Annotated in this window: 22 protein-coding genes; 12 read left to right on the forward strand and 10 right to left on the reverse strand. The window is 36.3% G+C overall.

The genetic code is table 11. The features are described 5' to 3' along the window. Positions 1-36 precede the first annotated feature (36 nt). Positions 37-249 (reverse strand): hypothetical protein, encoded by a 213-nt coding sequence (locus tag OK414_RS03535; protein WP_080743197.1) that lies wholly within the window; start codon positions 247-249, stop codon positions 37-39. 129 nt (positions 250-378) lie between these two features. Then, positions 379-765 carry a hypothetical protein gene (locus OK414_RS03540; protein ID WP_034654331.1) on the reverse strand — a complete coding sequence of 129 codons (387 nt, stop codon included), beginning with the start codon at positions 763-765 and terminating at the stop codon, positions 379-381. Between the two features lie 173 nt (positions 766-938). Between OK414_RS03540 and OK414_RS03545 the strand changes: the two genes are divergently transcribed. Continuing rightward, positions 939-1475: a phosphatidylglycerophosphatase A gene (locus tag OK414_RS03545; protein WP_013055458.1), complete on the forward strand. Its 537-nt coding sequence runs from the start codon at positions 939-941 to the stop codon at positions 1473-1475. A gap of 124 nt (positions 1476-1599) precedes the next feature. On the opposite strand, the gene OK414_RS03550 is transcribed toward OK414_RS03545, so the two are convergent. Together OK414_RS03550 and OK414_RS03555 are read right to left on the reverse strand one after the other, a co-directional pair. Continuing rightward, on the reverse strand, positions 1600-2079 hold the full coding sequence (locus OK414_RS03550; RefSeq protein ID WP_013081789.1) for a GNAT family N-acetyltransferase: 480 nt from the start codon (positions 2077-2079) through the stop codon (positions 1600-1602). Between the two features lie 169 nt (positions 2080-2248). Next, complete coding sequence (locus tag OK414_RS03555; RefSeq protein ID WP_013055460.1) at positions 2249-3094, reverse strand: MurR/RpiR family transcriptional regulator; 846 nt, start codon at positions 3092-3094, stop codon at positions 2249-2251. Between the two features lie 150 nt (positions 3095-3244). Here OK414_RS03555 and gnd point away from each other — a divergent pair, with 150 nt between their 5' ends. From gnd to OK414_RS03580, 5 genes are all read left to right on the forward strand, one after another. After that, positions 3245-4144 (forward strand): phosphogluconate dehydrogenase (NAD(+)-dependent, decarboxylating), encoded by a 900-nt coding sequence (gene gnd, locus OK414_RS03560; protein WP_034654325.1) that lies wholly within the window; start codon positions 3245-3247, stop codon positions 4142-4144. A 25-nt stretch (positions 4145-4169) separates the two neighbouring features. Continuing rightward, positions 4170-5711: a gluconokinase gene (gntK, locus tag OK414_RS03565; RefSeq protein ID WP_095380142.1), complete on the forward strand. Its 1542-nt coding sequence runs from the start codon at positions 4170-4172 to the stop codon at positions 5709-5711. Between the two features lie 278 nt (positions 5712-5989). Then, on the forward strand, positions 5990-7516 hold the full coding sequence (locus OK414_RS03570; RefSeq protein ID WP_263045726.1) for an NCS1 family nucleobase:cation symporter-1: 1527 nt from the start codon (positions 5990-5992) through the stop codon (positions 7514-7516). 270 nt (positions 7517-7786) lie between these two features. Next, on the forward strand, positions 7787-9115 hold the full coding sequence (locus OK414_RS03575; RefSeq protein ID WP_034654318.1) for a gluconate:H+ symporter: 1329 nt from the start codon (positions 7787-7789) through the stop codon (positions 9113-9115). A gap of 154 nt (positions 9116-9269) precedes the next feature. Beyond that, complete coding sequence (locus OK414_RS03580; protein WP_034654315.1) at positions 9270-9881, forward strand: DUF1349 domain-containing protein; 612 nt, start codon at positions 9270-9272, stop codon at positions 9879-9881. Positions 9882-9919: 38 nt separating this feature from the next. On the opposite strand, the gene OK414_RS03585 is transcribed toward OK414_RS03580, so the two are convergent. Then, positions 9920-10540 carry a YitT family protein gene (locus OK414_RS03585; protein WP_034654312.1) on the reverse strand — a complete coding sequence of 207 codons (621 nt, stop codon included), beginning with the start codon at positions 10538-10540 and terminating at the stop codon, positions 9920-9922. A gap of 173 nt (positions 10541-10713) precedes the next feature. On the opposite strand from OK414_RS03585, the gene OK414_RS03590 reads away from it, so the two are divergent. Further along, positions 10714-11163 carry an Lrp/AsnC family transcriptional regulator gene (locus OK414_RS03590; protein WP_013081796.1) on the forward strand — a complete coding sequence of 150 codons (450 nt, stop codon included), beginning with the start codon at positions 10714-10716 and terminating at the stop codon, positions 11161-11163. A gap of 27 nt (positions 11164-11190) precedes the next feature. On the opposite strand, the gene OK414_RS03595 is transcribed toward OK414_RS03590, so the two are convergent. Both OK414_RS03595 and OK414_RS03600 read right to left on the reverse strand, forming a co-directional pair. Further along, positions 11191-11946: an arylamine N-acetyltransferase family protein gene (locus OK414_RS03595; RefSeq protein ID WP_034654307.1), complete on the reverse strand. Its 756-nt coding sequence runs from the start codon at positions 11944-11946 to the stop codon at positions 11191-11193. A gap of 20 nt (positions 11947-11966) precedes the next feature. Further along, a complete protein-coding gene (locus OK414_RS03600) occupies positions 11967-12578 on the reverse strand; it encodes a DsbA family protein (RefSeq protein WP_095380139.1) in 612 nt (203 codons plus the stop codon). A gap of 314 nt (positions 12579-12892) precedes the next feature. Here OK414_RS03600 and OK414_RS03605 point away from each other — a divergent pair, with 314 nt between their 5' ends. The 3 genes from OK414_RS03605 to OK414_RS03615 all read left to right on the forward strand — a co-directional run bounded on the left by OK414_RS03605 (position 12893) and on the right by OK414_RS03615 (position 15198). Then, positions 12893-13978 carry a tyrosine-type recombinase/integrase gene (locus OK414_RS03605; RefSeq protein ID WP_263045725.1) on the forward strand — a complete coding sequence of 362 codons (1086 nt, stop codon included), beginning with the start codon at positions 12893-12895 and terminating at the stop codon, positions 13976-13978. 170 nt (positions 13979-14148) lie between these two features. After that, complete coding sequence (locus OK414_RS03610) at positions 14149-14862, forward strand: hypothetical protein (protein WP_263045724.1); 714 nt, start codon at positions 14149-14151, stop codon at positions 14860-14862. 126 nt (positions 14863-14988) lie between these two features. Further along, on the forward strand, positions 14989-15198 hold the full coding sequence (locus tag OK414_RS03615; protein WP_263045723.1) for a hypothetical protein: 210 nt from the start codon (positions 14989-14991) through the stop codon (positions 15196-15198). A 38-nt stretch (positions 15199-15236) separates the two neighbouring features. Here the strand turns inward: OK414_RS03615 and OK414_RS03620 are convergent, their stop codons facing one another. Together OK414_RS03620 and OK414_RS03625 are read right to left on the reverse strand one after the other, a co-directional pair. Then, positions 15237-15386, reverse strand: a complete 150-nt coding sequence (locus OK414_RS03620) for a hypothetical protein (RefSeq protein ID WP_264363518.1) — start codon at positions 15384-15386, stop codon at positions 15237-15239. A 17-nt stretch (positions 15387-15403) separates the two neighbouring features. After that, the gene (locus OK414_RS03625; protein ID WP_264363519.1) at positions 15404-15709 is read right to left on the reverse strand and encodes a YjcQ family protein; all 306 of its coding nucleotides are present in this window, start codon (positions 15707-15709) and stop codon (positions 15404-15406) included. Between the two features lie 291 nt (positions 15710-16000). On the opposite strand from OK414_RS03625, the gene OK414_RS03630 reads away from it, so the two are divergent. Together OK414_RS03630 and OK414_RS03635 are read left to right on the forward strand one after the other, a co-directional pair. Continuing rightward, positions 16001-16798 (forward strand): hypothetical protein, encoded by a 798-nt coding sequence (locus OK414_RS03630; RefSeq protein WP_263045722.1) that lies wholly within the window; start codon positions 16001-16003, stop codon positions 16796-16798. 32 nt (positions 16799-16830) lie between these two features. Beyond that, positions 16831-18015, forward strand: coding sequence for a helix-turn-helix domain-containing protein (locus OK414_RS03635; RefSeq protein ID WP_252298720.1), 1185 nt, complete (start codon positions 16831-16833; stop codon positions 18013-18015). Between the two features lie 93 nt (positions 18016-18108). Here OK414_RS03635 and OK414_RS03640 read toward each other — a convergent pair whose 3' ends face one another. Then, a complete protein-coding gene (locus tag OK414_RS03640) occupies positions 18109-18423 on the reverse strand; it encodes a hypothetical protein (RefSeq protein WP_263045721.1) in 315 nt (104 codons plus the stop codon). Positions 18424-18581 lie beyond the last annotated feature (158 nt).

Consider the following 18581-nt stretch of genomic DNA (forward strand, 5'->3'; position numbering starts at 1 on the left):
ATTTTTTAGCGAATGACGAGAAAGAGGCATGCGTTGCTAAAAAAGAGGCTGGGACATAACGAAATGAATTTCATCCAAACACGAATAATCTGGATATAGAATCTGGCCAGCTTGCTCGACCGCAGTTGATTTCCGTGCAAGACTCCGCTTTCCGCGGGCGGCCCGTGAGCCTCCTCGTCGCTTGCGCTCCTGCGGGGTCTCACCTGTTCCGCTGTTTCCACAGGAGTCTTCGCCTTGCTCTCCAATCAACTGCTAGAAGGAACGAAAGAGATAAAATCTGCGTCTACTTTAACAAAAAAACGAATCATTAATCAAACAGTTTGATTAATGATTCGTTTTTTACTTCGGCTACACTACTTTTTTCCAAGCCTCTTTTCGTTAATCTAATTTCTTCATCTTTTTAAACATATTTTTTTCTGCTTGAGTGGCTTTTTCTAGCGGCTTCTTCGTATATTCTTCTTCTTTTTCATCAATCGAAACCAATTGTGTATCATTTTTTACATAACTTCGGATATTGCGAGCACCGAAATAGCCGTTTACATCTTCTAAAATAGGCTTGTTTTCTTTTTGATCATAAAGAGTATATGAATTCTCTTCCTTAACGATAGCGTAGTGATTCCCTGCTAGAAGAGCTACGGCTTCTTTTTCGCTTTTTCCAAAAGTAGACATGAGAAACAGAACGATTAAGACGATAAAGAAAAGGGCTGTTGCGCCAATGAAAAATAATAATAAGCCTCTGCTAAATTTACTTTGTTTTTCTTCCACAGTAGACAAACCTCCTGATTAGATAATTTTATTATAGCAAGTAAATGTAATGAGCGCCTAAAGAGATATGTGACGAGTTTATGAATTCAGGCGGATGAAACAAAAAAGGTTTTTAGCGCCTCTCATCGAATTTAATATAAAGAGAGACAACAACTTGAAAAGGAGAGAGAGACATGACAGCGAAAAAAATCCCAACGAGCAAAGAAGTAGCAAAGGCAACATTTGATTTGCTAGAAGAGCGTGGCGTAACAGTTTTAGATATTGCTGAAATTGTGTATGATTTACAGCTTCCTTATCACCCAGCTCTAACCATTCAGGAATGCGCTGAGAGCGTAGAGAGAGTACTGCAAAAGAGAGAAATTCAGCATGCGCTTCTAGTTGGAATCGAACTCGATAAGTTAGCAGAGCAAAATAAATTATCAGAACCTCTTCAAAGTATTGTAGAACAAGACGAAGGGTTGTTTGGTGTTGACGAAACGATTGCTTTAGGTGCCGTTTTAACCTATGGCAGTATCGCTGTTACGACCTTTGGCTATTTAGATAAAGTAAAAGTAGGCATTATTGAAAAGCTGGACTGTAAAAAAGAAAAAGGAGTTAATACCTTTTTAGATGATTTAGTAGCGAGCGTGGCTTCTAGTGCGGCAAGTCGTTTAGCTCACCGTCAGCGTGATGAACAAGAACAGCTGCAAGAAGGCAATCCGGCTACGTAATAAATTTCTTTTAGTATGTATATAAGCTGCGTAAATTAACACGCCGAATGATTTAGTCTTTTATTTAAATAACGGAGACTAGGCACGTATCACCTGCGTGTCTAGTCTCCGTTAATGGAACGATTTATGGCTGTAGTGAAGTAGTCATAAGGTAGCTTAAGTTTTTCAGCCCAAGACTTTCATAAAAAGCACGTGCTTTCTCGTTAAATGCCCATACGGTAAGCTGGAGGTCACTTGCTCCTTTTTGTACAGCCCACTGTTTCGTAGCAGAAAAAAGACTTTTTCCTACGCCATAATTTTGAAAGCCTTTCTTAACGCCAAAATATTGGATGTACGCTGTGTAGGAAAGAGGAGCTAATGTAGTGGGAGGGTTATATTTTAATTCAACAACAGACGCCCCAATAATTTGATTTCGATATTGAGCTACAAGAATATCAATAGTTGCATAATAAAGAGTAGCTTGATATTGTTCCGGAGATAAAACAGCCATCTGATTATCAAACATAGAAGGAAGCGCATTTGCGTGGAGTTCTAGTGATTCCCCTAATATTTTATTTACTTCTGTATAATCATCGAGTTTTGCAGTGCGATAGATAATCTCCATACACACTTCACCTACTTTTTAAAAGTTGTGCTTTATCATATGTAGCAGCTTAAAAAATGTTAAATGAGAATTAAAACTTGAAAATTTTAAGGGAAGAACTGCACTAAACAGAGCATATATTCTATGCTCTGTTTGATGTTATAGTTGAAGAATATATAAGAGCGAAACGTTAAATTCTAGTTTCAGCAATGGCATCGCGTACTTTTTCAAGCGAGTGTTTAGAGGCATCTTTATTCGCAATCATTACATTAACGTACAAAGCATCAATGAGGCTTAGCTGTCCAATTCTTGAGGCAAGAGCTTCAGATCGATATTCTGTTTCTTCTGAACTCGTATAAAGAGAAACATCGACATTTTGGCTTAATGGAGATTTTGGAAAACCCGTAATACCGATCGTTTTGGCACCGTTCGCTTTTGCTGTATTTAAAATGTTCATCGTGTCTTTATTTGTTCCAGAATGAGAAATCACTACCGCTACATCCTGTTTTGTTAATTGAGAAGCGGACATAAGCTGGAAGTGGGAATCAATAAATGCAAACGTTTTAATTCCTGTTCGAACAAATTTATGAAAAGCATCCATAGCCACTACGGAAGAGCCGCCCGTGCCATAAAACTGAACTTTATCCGCCTTCATAAGAAGTTTGACGGCTTTTTCAATAGCGTTGCTTTCTAGTATTTGTAATGTATTTTCAAGAGTTCGCACATTGGAGCGAAAGATTTTTTCAGCAATCGTTTTTTCATTATCCGTTTCAGCAATTTCCTCGTGAATCTGCTGAATAGGTGTCATAATTTCAGCAGCCAGCGCTATTTTCATCGCTTGATAGCCCTTGAAGCCAATTCGTTTACAAAAGCGAAAGACTGTTGCATCAGCTACATTTAAATCGTCTGCCACTTCGTTAATGGTACTGTGAATAATTTGTTCCGGCTGTTCTAAAATATAATTTGCTATTTTTTTCTCTTTTTCACTGAATCTAGCATAGTGAGAACGAATTTTTCCTAAGCAATTTTGCGTCATAACTGATGTTCCTTTCCACGAATTTAGTAGTAAAAAGAGTATAGCACAAAAATATGAGTGAAAAAAATTTTCTTGTAAACGATTGCAAAATGAAAAATAATTCGTATAATGGAGGTAATGTGAAATTTTTTTTCAAAGGGAGTTTGTAAAATGAAAATTGGATTAATCGGTTTAGGAAAAATGGGATATAATTTATCATTAAATTTAATGGACAACCATCATGAAGTAGTAGCTTATGATGTAAATAAAGAAGCGGTAGAAAAACTTGCAAATGAAGGAGCAACTGGCGCCTTTACTGTTGAAGAGTTAGTTAATGAACTTCCTCATTCACCTAAAGTTGTATGGATTATGGTTCCGGCTGGAGAAGTAACGGAAAATGTTATTACAGAACTAAAAGAACTTCTGTCAGAAGGAGATATTATAATAGATGGAGGAAACTCTAATTATAAAGAATCTGTTCGACGTGCTCAGGATCTTCAGGAAAAAGGTATTTACTTCTTTGATGTAGGGACAAGCGGCGGAATGGAAGGCGCAAGAAACGGAGCGTGTACAATGATTGGCGGAGATGCGGAAGTATTCCGTACAATTGAACCGGTTTTTAATGATATTTGCGTAGAAAATGGATTTATGTACGCAGGTAAAAGCGGAAGCGGTCACTTTTTAAAAATGGTTCACAATGGTGTAGAATATGGAATGATGCAATCCATTGCTGAAGGATTTGAAGTTCTGGAAAAAAGTCAGTTTGATTTCGACTATGAAGCCGTAGCACGCGTTTGGAATAACGGATCTGTTGTTCGTTCTTGGTTGATGGAACTAACGGAAAATGCGTTTTCAAAAGATCCTAAATTAGACAGTATTAAAGGAGTCATGCAGTCTTCTGGAGAAGGGAAATGGACCGTAGAGACTGCTCTTGATCTTCAAACGGCAACTCCTGTTATTGCTTTATCGCTAATGATGCGCTATCGTTCATTAGAGGAAGATACATTTACAGGAAAAGTTGTAGCAGCACTTCGAAACGAATTCGGCGGCCACGGTGTTGTAAATAAGTAAAGTAGTAAAATAGGGGGACAGCAGCATGAGCAAAAAATATGCAATAGGTGTAGATATCGGAACAACGAGCACAAAGTCTGTATTGTTTTCAGTAGACGGTACAGTCATTGCAAATCATGGGATTGAGTATCCATTATACTCGCCGACGCCCGCGATGGCTGAGCAAGATCCTGAAGAAATTTTTCAAGCAGTTGTACGTACAATTCAAACGGTTGTAAAAACGAGCGATGTAAAACCTGATGATATTTTATGCGTTTCATTCAGCTCAGCTATGCACAGTGTTATTGCCGTTGATCAGCAGGGAAAACCGCTGACAAAATGTATCACGTGGGCGGATAATAGAAGTGCAGAATGGACGGAAAAAATTAAAAATGAATACAATGGCCATGAGATTTATTTACGTACGGGTACGCCTATTCATCCAATGTCGCCGCTTTCCAAGCTAACATGGCTTTCTAATGAACAGCCTGAATTAGTGAAGGGAACACATAAGTTTATTTCGATTAAAGAATATGTATTCTTTAAGTTGTTTAACGAATATATTATCGACTATTCGATTGCATCAGCAACGGGTTTGTTTAATCTAAAAAACCTTGCGTGGGATGAAGAAGCACTTAAAGTAGCAGGTGTTACAACTGATCAGTTATCCACTCCTGTTTCAACAATGCATCAGTTAAAAGGGTTAAACCCAGCGCTTGCAGTTGACATGCATTTACTTCCAAATACGCCCTTTATTGTAGGTGCAAGTGACGGCGTATTATCAAATTTAGGCGTAAATGCAATTGAACCAGGCGTTGTGGCTGTGACAATCGGGACAAGCGGAGCTATTCGAGCAGTGACTGACAAGCCAGTAGTCGATCCCAAAGGTCGTATTTTCTGTTATGCGTTGACAGAAGACCACTGGGTAATTGGCGGCCCTGTGAATAACGGCGGTATGATTTTCAGATGGGCTCGCGATCAGTTTGGAGCGTCGGAAGTAGAAACAGCTAAACGCCTTGGAAAAGATCCGTATGAAGTATTAACGGATATTGCAGCTTTAGTGAAACCGGGAGCGGACGGCTTATTGTTTCACCCATACCTTTCAGGAGAGCGTGCGCCGCTTTGGGATGCAAATGCTAAAGGTTCATTCTTTGGCCTAGGTTTGCATCATAAAAAAGAACATATGATTCGTGCTGTATTAGAAGGCGTTATCTTTAACTTGTATACGGTATTATTGGCACTTGAAGAGTTAATTGGAGAGCCTACAAAAATTCAGGCAACGGGCGGATTTGCACGTTCCGCACTTTGGCGTCAAATGATGGCAGATATTTTTAACCAAGAAGTATCCGTGCCGGAAAGTTTTGAAAGTTCATGTCTAGGAGCAGTTATCCTTGGCTTATATAGCCTTGGCGAAGTTGACTCATTAAACGTTGTTTCTGATATGGTTGGAGCGACTAATCATCATTATCCAATCAAAGAAAACAGTGAAGTATATAAAGAGTTAACGGCTATCTATATTCGTTTGGCTCGCTTATTTAAAGAAGAATACGAAAGCATTACGGCTTTTCAAAAAAAATATGTACATTAAGTTCAAAAATCATCGCTTGAAGTTTTCAAGCGATGATTTTTTGCGTGTTAGGTTATCTAACAACTAAAAGAGTTGACACTACACAATATATAAAAGTTCCCTCAAATAATGTTACAATTTGTCCAGTGTATCCCCGTTTCTCATTAAATATAATAAGGAATAACGTTAGTATTTATCACATACTAGAAGGAATCGTCACAAACGCCTCTATATTTCAGAAAATTCAAATAAAATTTGTTTTTTGAAATGAACTTATTTTATGAAAAGGGGTTTTATGGATGAAAACACAAATTGAGCAAGATGGAATTGTAACGCTCACAGATGAGACGCACAATCAGCTGAGCGGCAGTGACCTTTGGAATGAGGATTTACGTCCGACTACGATGAAAGAGCATTCTTGGAAAGGAGTTAACTTTGCCACGCTTTGGATTGGGATGTGTCTGTGTATTCCAGCTTACACAATGGCGAGTGGAATGATGACGCTTGGAATGAACTGGTGGCAAGCAATTGGTACAATCTTTTTAGGAAATGTTATTGTTCTTATTCCTATTTTGCTTAATTCTCACGCTGGAACCAAGTTTGGTATTCCTTATCCAGTATTTGCCCGCCTGTGGTTTGGAGATAAAGGAGCACATATCCCAGCACTGGCTAGGGCCATCGTGGCTGCTGGGTGGTTTGGAATTAATACGTGGATTGGAACGGAAGCAATTGATACACTGCTAAGCGCTTCGTTTTCATCTTGGAACAGCTTAGCTGGTCATACAGCCATTGTATTTGCTCTTTTTTGGCTTTTAAATGTAGGAGTGGCATATAAAGGACCGCAAGCGATTAAAGTATTAGGAGCGATTGCTGCTCCGGTTATTGGTATTTCAGCTATTATTCTTTTTATCTGGGCTTATACAAACTCCGGAGGGTGGGGCCCGATTTTATCTACGCCTTCTAAATTTACATCAACCAGAGAATTTCTAGCTGTATTTTTCCCTGCTTTAACCGGAGTCATTGCATTTTGGGCGACGCTCGCTTTGAACATTCCTGATTTTTGTCGATATGCTAGAAGTCAAAAATCTCAAATGGTTGCGCAAACCTTCTCTTTGCCATTGACGATGAGTATTTTTTCATTTATTGGAATTGCTGTTACCTCAGCAACAATCGTTATATTTGGAGAAGCTATTTGGGATCCAGTGGCCTTGGTAGCTAAATTCCCTCCTTTTATCATTTTCTTAGGAACAATCGTTATCGTGCTTTCTTCTTTAACGATTAATGTGGGAGCAAATATCGTCGCACCAGCTCGTGCAATTGAGAATCTGAATCCAAAGAAAATCACGTTTGCGATGGGGGCGCTAGTGACCGGTATTTTTGCTATTTTACTTCAGCCATGGTACATCATGTCTAATTTCGGGAACTATATTTTCGGCTGGCTTGGAACATACGGAGCGCTGCTTGGCCCTATAGACGGCATCGCCATTGCTGACTACTGGCTTGTAAGAAGGAGACAGATGGCATTAAAGGATTTATATGAGGTAAACGGTCGCTACAGTTATTCAACAGGTTTTAATAAAAACGGTATTTATGCATTAGTAATTGGCGTGGCCATACCCGTTTTAGGCTTACTGATTCCTGGACTGCGCTTTTTATGGGATAATGCCTGGACATTTGGTCTATTCATTTCTATCATCGCTTACACGTATCTCATGAGAGGAGATAAAAGTATATTAGCGCCGGGGGAATATGAAGAAATAACGTTAAAAACAAGCGGAAAAACGATTATCGACAGTCAAACGGCTGATCCAACCATCACCAAATAAACAAGAATAATCCAATCATTAACATGATTGGATTTTTTTATGTGTTAAAACTGTATGGAAGAAAATTGATAAAATTTTTTTGAGTTTTTTTATTGATTTAAGAATTTTTTTTTCATATAATTTAAGTAATAAAAAAATGAAATCGTTTTCTGAAATAATTAATGTAAACGATTTCGATATTTGGAACTTATTTTTTAAAAAATTCACAGGGTGTAGAGCTTTTTTGTCACATGAAGAAAGCGTTTACTTAAAGGGAAGGTGGAAAGCAAGATGGATGCATACTTATTAGCTATTACAGTTGCCGCAATTGTTATTGTTATTGTAGGTGTTTCAGTTTTTAAATGGCATGCGTTTATTAGTTTAACGGTTGCGAGTTTGTTTTTAGCAATTGCTTCTGGATTATCAATGGATAAAATTGTTGGCGCTTACGAAACGGGAGTGGGCGGTGTTTTAGGCCACTTAGTAGGAATTTTAGCGCTGGGAACAATTTTAGGTAAGCTGATGGCCGATTCAGGTGCCGGCATGCAGGTAGCGGATTATTTCGTAAGAATATTCGGTGTGAAAAGACTGCCATGGGCGATGCTAGTAGCAGGTTTCATTATTGGTATTCCTGTTTTCTTCGAAGTAGGAATTTTAATCTTACTGCCTTTAGTTATTTCTATTCATAAAACAACAAAACAAAATATATTATTGATTGCTCTGCCAGTTATTGCAGGATTATCAATTGTTCATGGTCTCGTTCCTCCTCATCCAGGAGCGATGGCAGCTATTAGTATTTACGGAGCAAATACGGGGAAAGTACTTTTATATGCATTAATCATTTCAATTCCAGCTGCAGTTATCGCTGGACCAGTTTTTGCAAAGTGGGTTCACAAACGAGTGGTTCCAGAAGGAGAACCTGATCTAATTCGTATTACGACAACATCAAAAGATCTTCCTGGTACAGGCGTTTCATTTTTTGTCATTTTACTGCCCGTTCTATTAATGGTCTTAGCAGCTATAGCACCTGTTATTAACGGATTGCCAAACGGCGTAGTGAAGTTTGTAGAATTAATAGGAAGCCCATTAATTGCACTTTTAATTGCTTGTTTTGCAGCGTTTTACCTGCTTGGAAAACGTCAAGGTATGACAAAAGATGTGATTAAAAAACTAACGGAAGAATGTTTGCTTCCTGTAGGATCTATTGTCTTAATTATTGGTGCAGGGGGCGGCTTCAAACAAGTATTAATCGATAGCGGAGTAGGGACAACAATTGGTCAAATGTCTGAACATCTGTCACTGTCGCCGCTTGTACTTGCATTTTTAATTGCTGGGTTAATCCGTATCGCTACAGGTTCAGCAACAGTTGCATTAACAACAGCGGCGGGTATTGTCTCACCAATCATTGAGCACATGTCCGGTGTTAACTTAGAACTTCTTGTTATCGTTACTGGTGCGGGTTCACTAATGTTCTCTCACGTTAATGATGCTGGCTTCTGGATGGTGAAGGAGTATTTAGGATTAACAGTGAAAGAAACATTCAAAACATGGACCGTTTTGGAAACGCTTCTATCCTTTATTGCTTTTGCAGGAGCACTTATTCTAAATGCACTAATCTAAAAATAAGACTCTTTTACTCTATGTAAAAGAGTCTTATTTTTTTTATGAAAAAAAGAATTTACAAGAATAATAATCAAAATATTTTATTTATTCGTTAAATTATGGCAGAATAGAAATAGAAGAACAATAGCTTCTAAGAAGGGAATGACAGAGAGTGAGTAATCAACTAGTATTTTTCACAAACTTTTCAGAAGGAAAATTAGATTCAGACGTTTCTTGGTATTGTCCACCAGCTCAATTTCAAATTGATACGGAAACGAATCGATTAGTGATTAAAACAGATGCTAAAACAGATTTTTGGCAGCGTACTCATTATGGTTTTGAAGCGGACAATGGACACTTTCTTTACCGTGAAGTAGAAGGCGACTTTGAAATCATGACAAAGGTGCATACATATCCAGTTAATCGCTACGATCAAGCAGGTCTCATGATTCGTGTATCAAAAGATACGTGGATCAAAACGTCAGTTGAATACAATCCCGATGGTCCTAACCAATTAGGAGCAGTGGTAACCAACCAGGGCTTCTCAGATTGGTCCAGTCAAAATTTTACTCAAAACAAATCAGCGCTTTATTTTAAAATTCAGCGAAAAAACGATGATTACACCGTTTGTTATTCAAGTGATGGAGATTCGTGGACTCAGCTTCGACTCGCTTACTTATTGAACTCATCCAAAGAACCTGTTCAAGTTGGCATTTACGCTTGTAGTCCTCAAGGAGAAGGATATGAAGCCCAATTTGATTTTATAAAAGTAGAAAAAATTTAAATAAAAAACACGATTTAGTCACAGCTAAATCGTGTTTTTTATTTGGAAATCGCATTATCTAAAGGCTGTGTAACAGAAGCGGGTGTGGGTTGATTGTGTAAAGCAATTTTTTGTTTAAAGTAGCTGATAACAAACCCTGTAATTGCAATAGACATGACAGAGAAAATTCCTTTTGAAAATCCAATTGAATACATGCTCGACAGCACGACAAGGAAATCAAATGAAAAATTCACTTTTCCAGGATCCCAGCCGAATTTTCGCTGTGCGAATAGCGCTAGAATATTAGCACCGCCGAGAGAAGCTCCGTTCATAAATAAAATGGATAACCCAAGGCCTGCAATTAGTCCGCCAGTAACAGCACCCATAAGGCTGGGAAGTGTAAAGGAAGGAAGCAAGTGATCGAGTGAAGTGAGAAGTGATAGTAAAGACACTGATCCTATAGTTGTGGCGGTAAATTTCCATCCCATTTGAAAGAAGGAAAAGAGATAAAAAGGAATATTAATGAGAAAAAAGATCACCGCAAATGATAAAGGAAGAGCATATGACAAGCTGAGAGATAGACCAGCTGTTCCTCCCGTCACTACGTGAGAGTGTCGCAAGATAAGGACACCAATACTTGCAATTGTACATCCAAGAATAATCCATAAAACTTTTCGCATAAATAAACTCCTTTGTTTGTTTTTTTCTGAATTTTCATTTTCAATCATCTACTTTAATGATAGGATATTAAATAAAGAAAACACATGCATAAGTGAAGGAAATAATACTTGTTCTGTTATCAACTTGAATGAAGATTTTATTTATTATATTCATTTTGAAAGGAAAGGTTTGTATGGATCAAATCGATGTACAATTATTATCTATTTTGCAAAAAGATGGGCGTATGACGATTAGTGATTTATCAAAAAATCTGGCTCTTAGCCGTCCAAGCGTATCAGAAAGACTGCAGCGTCTGCAGGAACGAGGAGTGATCCAGCGTTTCAGCGCTACGGTGTCTCCGAAAGCTTTAGGAAGAGATACACAGCTATTTATTCAAGTAAGCGAATTAAAAAGAAAACCAGAGGAATTTGAAGACTTTATTGAGCAAAATGAAGATGTACTTGAATGTCATCGTGTAACGGGGCCGGTTTCTTATTTTATCAAAGCAGCGGTGTGTGGAATGGAAGGGCTTCGAATGCTGGTTGATGAACTGATTCCTTATGGAAACGTGAATACGTCGATTATTTTAAAGTCGCCTGTAGAAAACAGGATGATTACTCCTGTACAAAAACCGGCCCCATAAGAGGCCGGTTTTTTGTATAAGAACATATTAATAAAATCCTTTAATAATATAAAAATGATTTTGTAAAATATCAGGTGTTTCTTCTTCTGAAACGTTCCTTTTCGTCTTTTTTTCGCCATCTGTTACAGTTAGCGTTTCACCAGAGAGGGTAATGCGCCCTGTAGGGGTTGCGATCGTAACAAGACGTTTGTGTACAAACGGAGAATCGGCTGACGTTTGATTGAACTCACACATGGGAGTAAAGTCAGTCAGTTTCTTAGGAAGCGTAGACACACGGTACAGCGTTTTCCATACATCATCTTCCCATCGCTGTAAATCATACATATGCTCAGCAACGTTTGTCATACGATAAGAGCCGCTTACATCTCTTACTACTTCGCCATTTAAAGGCATTGGCTTGCGCACAGAATCTCCAAATCCAACGTCTACGATGTAAGACTGATTTTCAATCGTCACAAGGTTTGTAGCGTGACTTCCTTCAATGGTCCACGTGCCGTCGGGTTTTTTGACGGTAGCTGAAACGTAAGAGACTTCATATCCGCTTTCTTTTAACAGCCAGCCAAATAGACCGTTTAATTCGTAGCAAAATCCTCCGCGTAAATTTACAATTACTTTTTGAAAAATTCGTTCCAAATCAATTATAATAGGGGTTTTAGACAGAACATCTAAGTTCTCAAAAGGAACATGAAGCATGTGTTTGTTCTGTAAAGCAGCTAAGCTTTGATACGTTGGGCTATCCGGTTTCTTAGCTAAAAACCGGCTAAAATAATAATTAATATTCATCAAATGCACCTCTTAGTAAATCATTTCTCTCTGTCTTTAGCAGAACGTTCATGTAACAGCTCTTTTTCGATTGTCTCTTTGGAAGCGAATCCTTGAAATACACGGCTGCCAATTTTTAAAGTTGGTACTTTCGTTACATGAGCATTTTCATACGCATGAACTAAGCTATCTTTATGAACTTGTTCGAACGTCCGGTCTTTTAAGATACGTATAAATATTTCTTGATCTAAATGCAAGGAATCAGCGATTTCTGCTAAGACTTCAGTCTGGCTAATATCTTTTTCATCTTCCCAATAAGCTTTAAAAACAGCATCTACATAGGCACTTTCTTGACCATGTTTTTTAGCAAAATGAAAGCCTTCATGTGCTAAATGAGTGCGCGGGACTGGAGGACTCTCCGGCATATTTATTTCCACGTGCAGCTGTTGTGCTAAGGGAGCTATCGATTGATTCCAAGGTCTCTCTAAAAAATCTTCTATTTGCTCCATCTGCTGGGCTGGCTCAGGCCAAAGTTCAAAAGGCTTCCATTCAATCTCAGCTTTTTGTTCTTTCATGACTTCTCTCAAAGGCTTAGTGGCTAGAAAACATAGTGGACAGACAAAATCAAAATAAAATTCAATATGCGCTTTCATCCCGTCACGCTCCTTTATGGCATGTTTTTATTTTATCAAAAGTAAAGACGATCCTTCCAACTTGGGAACTGTGGAAAAATAGTTGACAAAATTGGATAACTCTTTCTATAATATAGTCAATACATATCACGAGCGATTAGTTCAGTGGGAGAATACATCCTTGACAGGTCATAATTTTAAAATTTTGGCTATGTATTGATGTACCAACACTGGCAGTATCATAAAACTAAGCAAAATTCTTGTTTAGTTATAATCAAACTTTGAATACAACACTCCTGTTAATTCTGGAATCAGAATAAAAGGGGTGTTTTTTGTTGTCTTTTGATTATTTTGAAGAAAAGCCAAAAGTGAAAAAGCGACAACCACACAAACGTAAGGACGAGAAAACTATTACTTACGATTTGGTTAAACCCACATTTGAGAGCTTCCTTTTAGCAAAACAGAAACAGAACCTCAGACCCGCGTCTTTAAATAAATTTGTAGCTTTATTTAAAAGCATAGAAAGCTTTCATGAAACACGAAGTGAGGCAAAATTTTATTTAGGACATATTTCTACCGAATTTATTAGCGATTATGTGTATTGGTTAAAACACGAATATGTAAAATTTGAAAATAACAGTAATGTTCCTAACCATGCGAAAACAGTTGGTTTGGCAGACGCTTCGATAGCTACAAGAATACGAGGATTAAAAACATTTATCAAATGGTGTGAAAGAGAAGGATTACTTCAAAAGAATCCGTTTAATTCATTTGAGGGTTTTAAGCAAAATACACCTGACATAGATATTCTTTCACGAAGGGAATTAAACAATTTGTTGAAAGTGGCTAAATCTTGTTCCAATAAATCCTTTAAACACTTTCGAGATTATGTTTTACTTCATTTAATTATTGATTCGATGTGTCGCGTATCAGAAATATTGCTATTATCACCAGACGATATTGACCATACGAATAGAACAATATTAATTAAGTCAGAAAACGCAAAATCTCGTAAAAGCCGTATTGTTCCTTTGAGCAATAAAACATATCGATTACTGATTCAACTACTGAAGGAAAATGAAGCTTTTGAGGATGAAACTGACAATCTTATTTTCTTGTCATTAAGTGGTCGTTTGTTGAGCAAAAGTAACTTGTTACGTGATTTGAAGAAATGGGCAAGCGAAGCAGGAATTAAGAAACGCTTTTATTTACATTTAATCCGTCATTCTGTAGCCACCGAATTTTTGCGCTCATCAGGTGATATTGAATCATTGCGAAAGATACTTGGACATGCAGATTATCGCACGATTCAAATTTATGTGCATTTAGCAGATAGCACCGTACAGGAGAAACATGCTAACCATGGCTTTTTCGGAAATGAAAATGTAACAGCCCGAAAAAGGAACAATAGGAGAAATTAAAGGCTTTAGAGCACATTTAATATGTGTTAGTATTGAAAAGTTTACAAAACAAAACCGCCTAACTTCAAACTTTGGACGGAGAGAAGTTAAACGGTTCGACAACAAATCCATAAAGGACTTATCATGACTATTTTAGCATGACAAGCTCTTTTAAGTAAAGGAGCCCAAGTATGTTATTGAATGCGAAAGCAGAAGAATTATCTAAGTATTCTAAATTGAAATATGAAGCTGATAAATTCATCAGCAAAGTAAAAGAAGTGTGGGAGTACAGCGATTTACAAATTCGTTGTGTGTATTTAATCAGCGACTTAGCAAAAAAGGGGAACGGTGTATTTTCAATTGCTTACAGCACATTTCAAAATATGTTTGAACAAAGATTTAAAATGAAGATTTCATTATCATCGGTTAGACGTTTTTTTCAATTAATGGAAAAGTTAAACCTGTTATCAATCAATGAAGCGAAAAGAAAAAATAACAGTCAATCAGCTAACATTTACATAATCGAACAGCAATGCGAAGAACTACAACAAATTGAAGTTGATGAACACCCACCTGAATATGCAGGTGAAGACCTTAATATTATTTCTTTTCAAGAAATAAAAAACGATAAACAAAAACAATTAAATAAAAATGTTAACAAAGAAGAGGTTCAACAAGAAAAAATAATAAATGATGCTTATAAAAATTTCAAAAAACAAGGCGTATACAAAGATTTATTTAACAGAGTTTTGGCAGAAATGAAGAATAAGCAGGGAATCCGTAACTTTAAGACGTATTTACATAAGGCACTTACTAACGTGGTTAATCACATGAATTTGAAACGTGGCACAAAAGTATTTGAACATCACGGTCTAAATGATTTCTACGAGATATTGATGAATTGAATATTAATATTCAAAAGTTGTATATGTGGCATCAAAAGGTTGCATGACGTTGTATAAATCGTCACCGTATCAATTATGCAACAGGTGTACAATCATGCAATCATTAGACGTAGGGAGGGGAAGAACATGCAACTATTGAACAACAAATTGACGCAAACCGTGTTATTCGGGTTAGGGGCATTGTTACTATTCGGCATGATTTTTTACGCGCTATTCGCCCAAGCTTTCCCGAAAAATGCAGAAGAAGAACAACGGATTAAACAGTTCGAACAAGTGCGTAAAGACCGAGCAAAATATTATGAGAAACACCCACATAAAGAATTGAGCGAACAATAAAAAACACCAACCCGTTAAAGTCGGTGCTTGTGATAATGTTATGAAATTTTATTTTGATATTGAATCGTTACCGCATACCAATATTGCGTAAAATGACGTACTTTGGCAGTTTCAACCCCAAGAATTTCATGTTTTGAATCTTCAAGAAATTTATCGACTTGTGGCATTGCAGGTGGATTTTCTTCCACTTCAGTATCTGTTTTATCTACAGGCCAAGGTACTGCATAAATTTGTATTTTGGTTCTAAATCGTTTTTTGAAGGTTGAAGAGCATTTGCTTCAATGTAATCTAAACCTTTCATTGTGACTGTAGCAGAAGAAAGAGAAACATGAAGCGCTTTGTTTCCTTGCCCTCCACGAGTAACATGAATGTTCTTTGCTAAACCTTCATCAAGTATCAGTTCAGATACTTCAGCTAAAAATTGTAAGTCAACACCCAATTCTTTTAAAGTAATTGATTGTTTGTCCCGTATCTGTTTTAAAATTTCAAGGATGAATGCTTTTCTATTCATATGGATATCACCACCTTCCTCGCCGACTTTATAACTTCAACAATTTCCTACATATTCCTTCCAATTACTTATAAATAACGAGACGTTTGAACTATTTATTGAATGTTAATATTCAATTTTCTAAAGTCTTTCAAAAAGTTAGCTAAATTGGATTAGTTATAAGAATTAAATTAAGTGAAAAAAATACTTTTAAACTTTAAAAATTTCTTTGTTTTATCATTTTTTCTTTAAAATTATTTTAATTAGTATATAATTAGTAAAAGGTGATAAAAATAGAAAAGAGGGGATTTAGTGAAAGAGTATAGTTTTTCTGCCGAAGTCAATAAAAAAATCGTTGATGGTATCTTACATGGATATAAGAACTACATTCATGAGAGAAATGATAAGCGCAATACCATGAGAATAAGTGATGCTTACGCATGGGTAAAAGGTAATCATATAGACGACCAAATTGCTAGCGAATGTGAAAGCATTGGTATTAGTTATAACAAAGCTAAAGCTGGTTATACATGGGGTTACCTGCAGTTTTCTTCTCCTCAAGAAAAAAGCATGTTTATAATTAAAAATGCTAAGTATTTTAATGCTGATAATTTTCCAGGCGGCAAAGGCATTAAGGGAGATAAAAGACGTAATACCGATGAAGAAAATTATTTAAAAAAGCTTTCACGTATAAATAGAAACATTGACTTCCCAGAAGAGCTTTCATTATTCCCGAAAGAAACAGAAATGCCTGAAATTATGTCTATCTTTGATGACAATGTGATGAAGTCCCTGGAAGACACAGAAGTAACTAGATTACAGCAAGCCTTCGATAAGTTTTATATGGTTACTTATGAAATTGATGAAGCATTTATGATTTCTTCAATACAAGTTTGGATGCCTAATCCAGTTGATAATAAAGCTTATCCAGTGGATGATTTGACTGAACTTATTGCACATAGTCCAGTTGATTTTAATAATATAGATATGACAGCTTTAGAAGAAGACGCTCTAGACTATGACCATGAATCACCTGCAGCTTATGATTTTGATATATTTCATGAAGAAGAGCTGGATAAAGAAAAATCAGACGATGATGATAAGAGTTAGAAGTAGAAATATAGTTTAGGAGGTAGATATCCATGTTTGTTGGTACAAATTTGACCAACATTCGAATTCTCCATGGTTATACAAGGAAACAACTTGCTGACAGGCTCGAAATTACTGAGCAATCTGTTTGGCAATATGAGAATGGTTATATGTCTCCAAAATTGGAAGTTGTTAACGAATTAAAAAAGATTTTCAAAGTAAAAAGTAAATATTTTTACTCTGAAGATTTCCTTAATAAAAATGGAAAATCGAATATACAGCAAGGCCATATCGCTTATCGAGCTCAAATTATAAATAGTGCTCAAAAAACTCAAAGTGAAGCTAAAAATATTGAATATATCAGTGCATTTTTGAACGTTATAGAAAAGAAACTGCATTATCCAAAGAATGAAATCGTTATTTTGAGAGAAAAGGTCATTGAATATATGATTAATTCAAATGACGAATCTAAGGTGAAAATTTATAAAGCTGCTAAGATAGCAAGAGAATTTTTAGGATTAGATAACAAAAGCAACTTAAATTTGTTATTTATTCTTGAAAAAAAAGGAGTATTTATCTTTGAAAAAGCTATAGGGGAAAAGATAGACGCTTATAGTTTATGGTCTGAGGACGACAGACCTTTTATAATGTTGGGAAATTTAAAACGCTCTGCAGTTAGAAGAAATTTCGACTTAGCTCATGAACTAGGGCATTTATTATTACACTATAAAGTTGAGTTTTCTTCTTTAGATAATAAATCGCATAGACAGTATGAGCAAGAAGCAGACTGGTTTGCCGGGGCTTTTTTACTTCCTGAGGAAGAGTTTATTAAAGACTTTAATACTCTTCCAAGAAAATCAAATCCTGATTCTTATATGGATTTAAAAAAGAAATGGCTTGTTTCTTTCCAAGCGCTTGCTTATCGAGCTCAATCTCTAGGCTTGTTAGACTATCAACAGTATAGATATTTCAACATAAAGTTGAATCAACTCGGGTATAAAGTAGTTGAACCACTTGATGATAAGTTGAAAGTTATGAGACCTGGAAAAGTAAGAAGTATCTTGCAACTATTGTTTGATAAAAACTACCTATCATTACGAACTCTTTTAGACACGCTTATGGTTGATATAGAATTTTTGTCTAATTTGCTGGGAATAGAAGAGGAATTCTTTAAGAAGTATCAAAATGATTTATCTAAAGAGTTCACAGTATCTGATTTAAATTTAAAGGCAAAATAAAAGCTTTATGAAGTCACTTAAAACACCGTACAAGCAAGTACGGTGTTTTTTTATTTAATTAATTTATAAAATGAAAAATATGTTGCTGGTTAATTATCGTTTGATTACCTTTTTACAACCTCTTGGGTATTTAGAACAACCATAAAACTTACCATAAGGACCTGACCTTGGAACCATCCGTAAACCACAATCGCAAAACGGATATTTGGAGCGCTCTTCTTCCAATGCCTGCATTCTTCTTCTGTATTCGCCGACTTCTATCAAATTATAATCATCAGTGCCTTTATCGTAACTATACAATTCATTTCCACATTTGCAATATAAAGTATCGCCCTTATCTTTGAGTGGCATTTTAAAATGCTGTAAAAAATACTCTGTGTTGCACTTTGAACATATAATATCACGCATTAAAATCCCCATCCTTTCAATTTAATATTTCAAAAAAGAATAGCTTATTGATTATATAGGTATTTTAAACCAATTGAATACTTCAATCAAATTTACTAATATATTGCCAAATTTATATTTTCTAAGATAAAATTGGATTATTGCGAAGAGGAGGTATA

It is taken from the genome of Priestia sp. JV24 (assembly GCF_025910025.1).
GTDB classification, from domain to species: domain Bacteria; phylum Bacillota; class Bacilli; order Bacillales; family Bacillaceae_H; genus Priestia; species Priestia megaterium.

Excerpts from the sequence above, each read along its gene's own strand:
- OK414_RS03595 (WP_034654307.1), bottom strand. The coding sequence starts at position 11,946 with ATGAATATTAATTATTATTTTAGCCGGTTTTTAGCTAAGAAACCGGAT.
- OK414_RS03600 (WP_095380139.1), bottom strand. The coding sequence starts at position 12,578 with ATGAAAGCGCATATTGAATTTTATTTTGATTTTGTCTGTCCACTATGT.
- OK414_RS03550 (WP_013081789.1), bottom strand. The coding sequence starts at position 2,079 with ATGGAGATTATCTATCGCACTGCAAAACTCGATGATTATACAGAAGTA.
- OK414_RS03610 (WP_263045724.1), top strand. The coding sequence starts at position 14,149 with ATGTTATTGAATGCGAAAGCAGAAGAATTATCTAAGTATTCTAAATTG.
- OK414_RS03625 (WP_264363519.1), bottom strand. The coding sequence starts at position 15,709 with ATGAATAGAAAAGCATTCATCCTTGAAATTTTAAAACAGATACGGGAC.
- OK414_RS03555 (WP_013055460.1), bottom strand. The coding sequence starts at position 3,094 with ATGACGCAAAATTGCTTAGGAAAAATTCGTTCTCACTATGCTAGATTC.
- gntK (WP_095380142.1), top strand. The coding sequence starts at position 4,170 with ATGAGCAAAAAATATGCAATAGGTGTAGATATCGGAACAACGAGCACA.
- OK414_RS03570 (WP_263045726.1), top strand. The coding sequence starts at position 5,990 with ATGAAAACACAAATTGAGCAAGATGGAATTGTAACGCTCACAGATGAG.
- OK414_RS03635 (WP_252298720.1), top strand. The coding sequence starts at position 16,831 with ATGTTTGTTGGTACAAATTTGACCAACATTCGAATTCTCCATGGTTAT.
- OK414_RS03545 (WP_013055458.1), top strand. The coding sequence starts at position 939 with ATGACAGCGAAAAAAATCCCAACGAGCAAAGAAGTAGCAAAGGCAACA.
- OK414_RS03590 (WP_013081796.1), top strand. The coding sequence starts at position 10,714 with ATGGATCAAATCGATGTACAATTATTATCTATTTTGCAAAAAGATGGG.
- OK414_RS03640 (WP_263045721.1), bottom strand. The coding sequence starts at position 18,423 with ATGCGTGATATTATATGTTCAAAGTGCAACACAGAGTATTTTTTACAG.
- gnd (WP_034654325.1), top strand. The coding sequence starts at position 3,245 with ATGAAAATTGGATTAATCGGTTTAGGAAAAATGGGATATAATTTATCA.
- OK414_RS03615 (WP_263045723.1), top strand. The coding sequence starts at position 14,989 with ATGCAACTATTGAACAACAAATTGACGCAAACCGTGTTATTCGGGTTA.
- OK414_RS03585 (WP_034654312.1), bottom strand. The coding sequence starts at position 10,540 with ATGCGAAAAGTTTTATGGATTATTCTTGGATGTACAATTGCAAGTATT.
- OK414_RS03575 (WP_034654318.1), top strand. The coding sequence starts at position 7,787 with ATGGATGCATACTTATTAGCTATTACAGTTGCCGCAATTGTTATTGTT.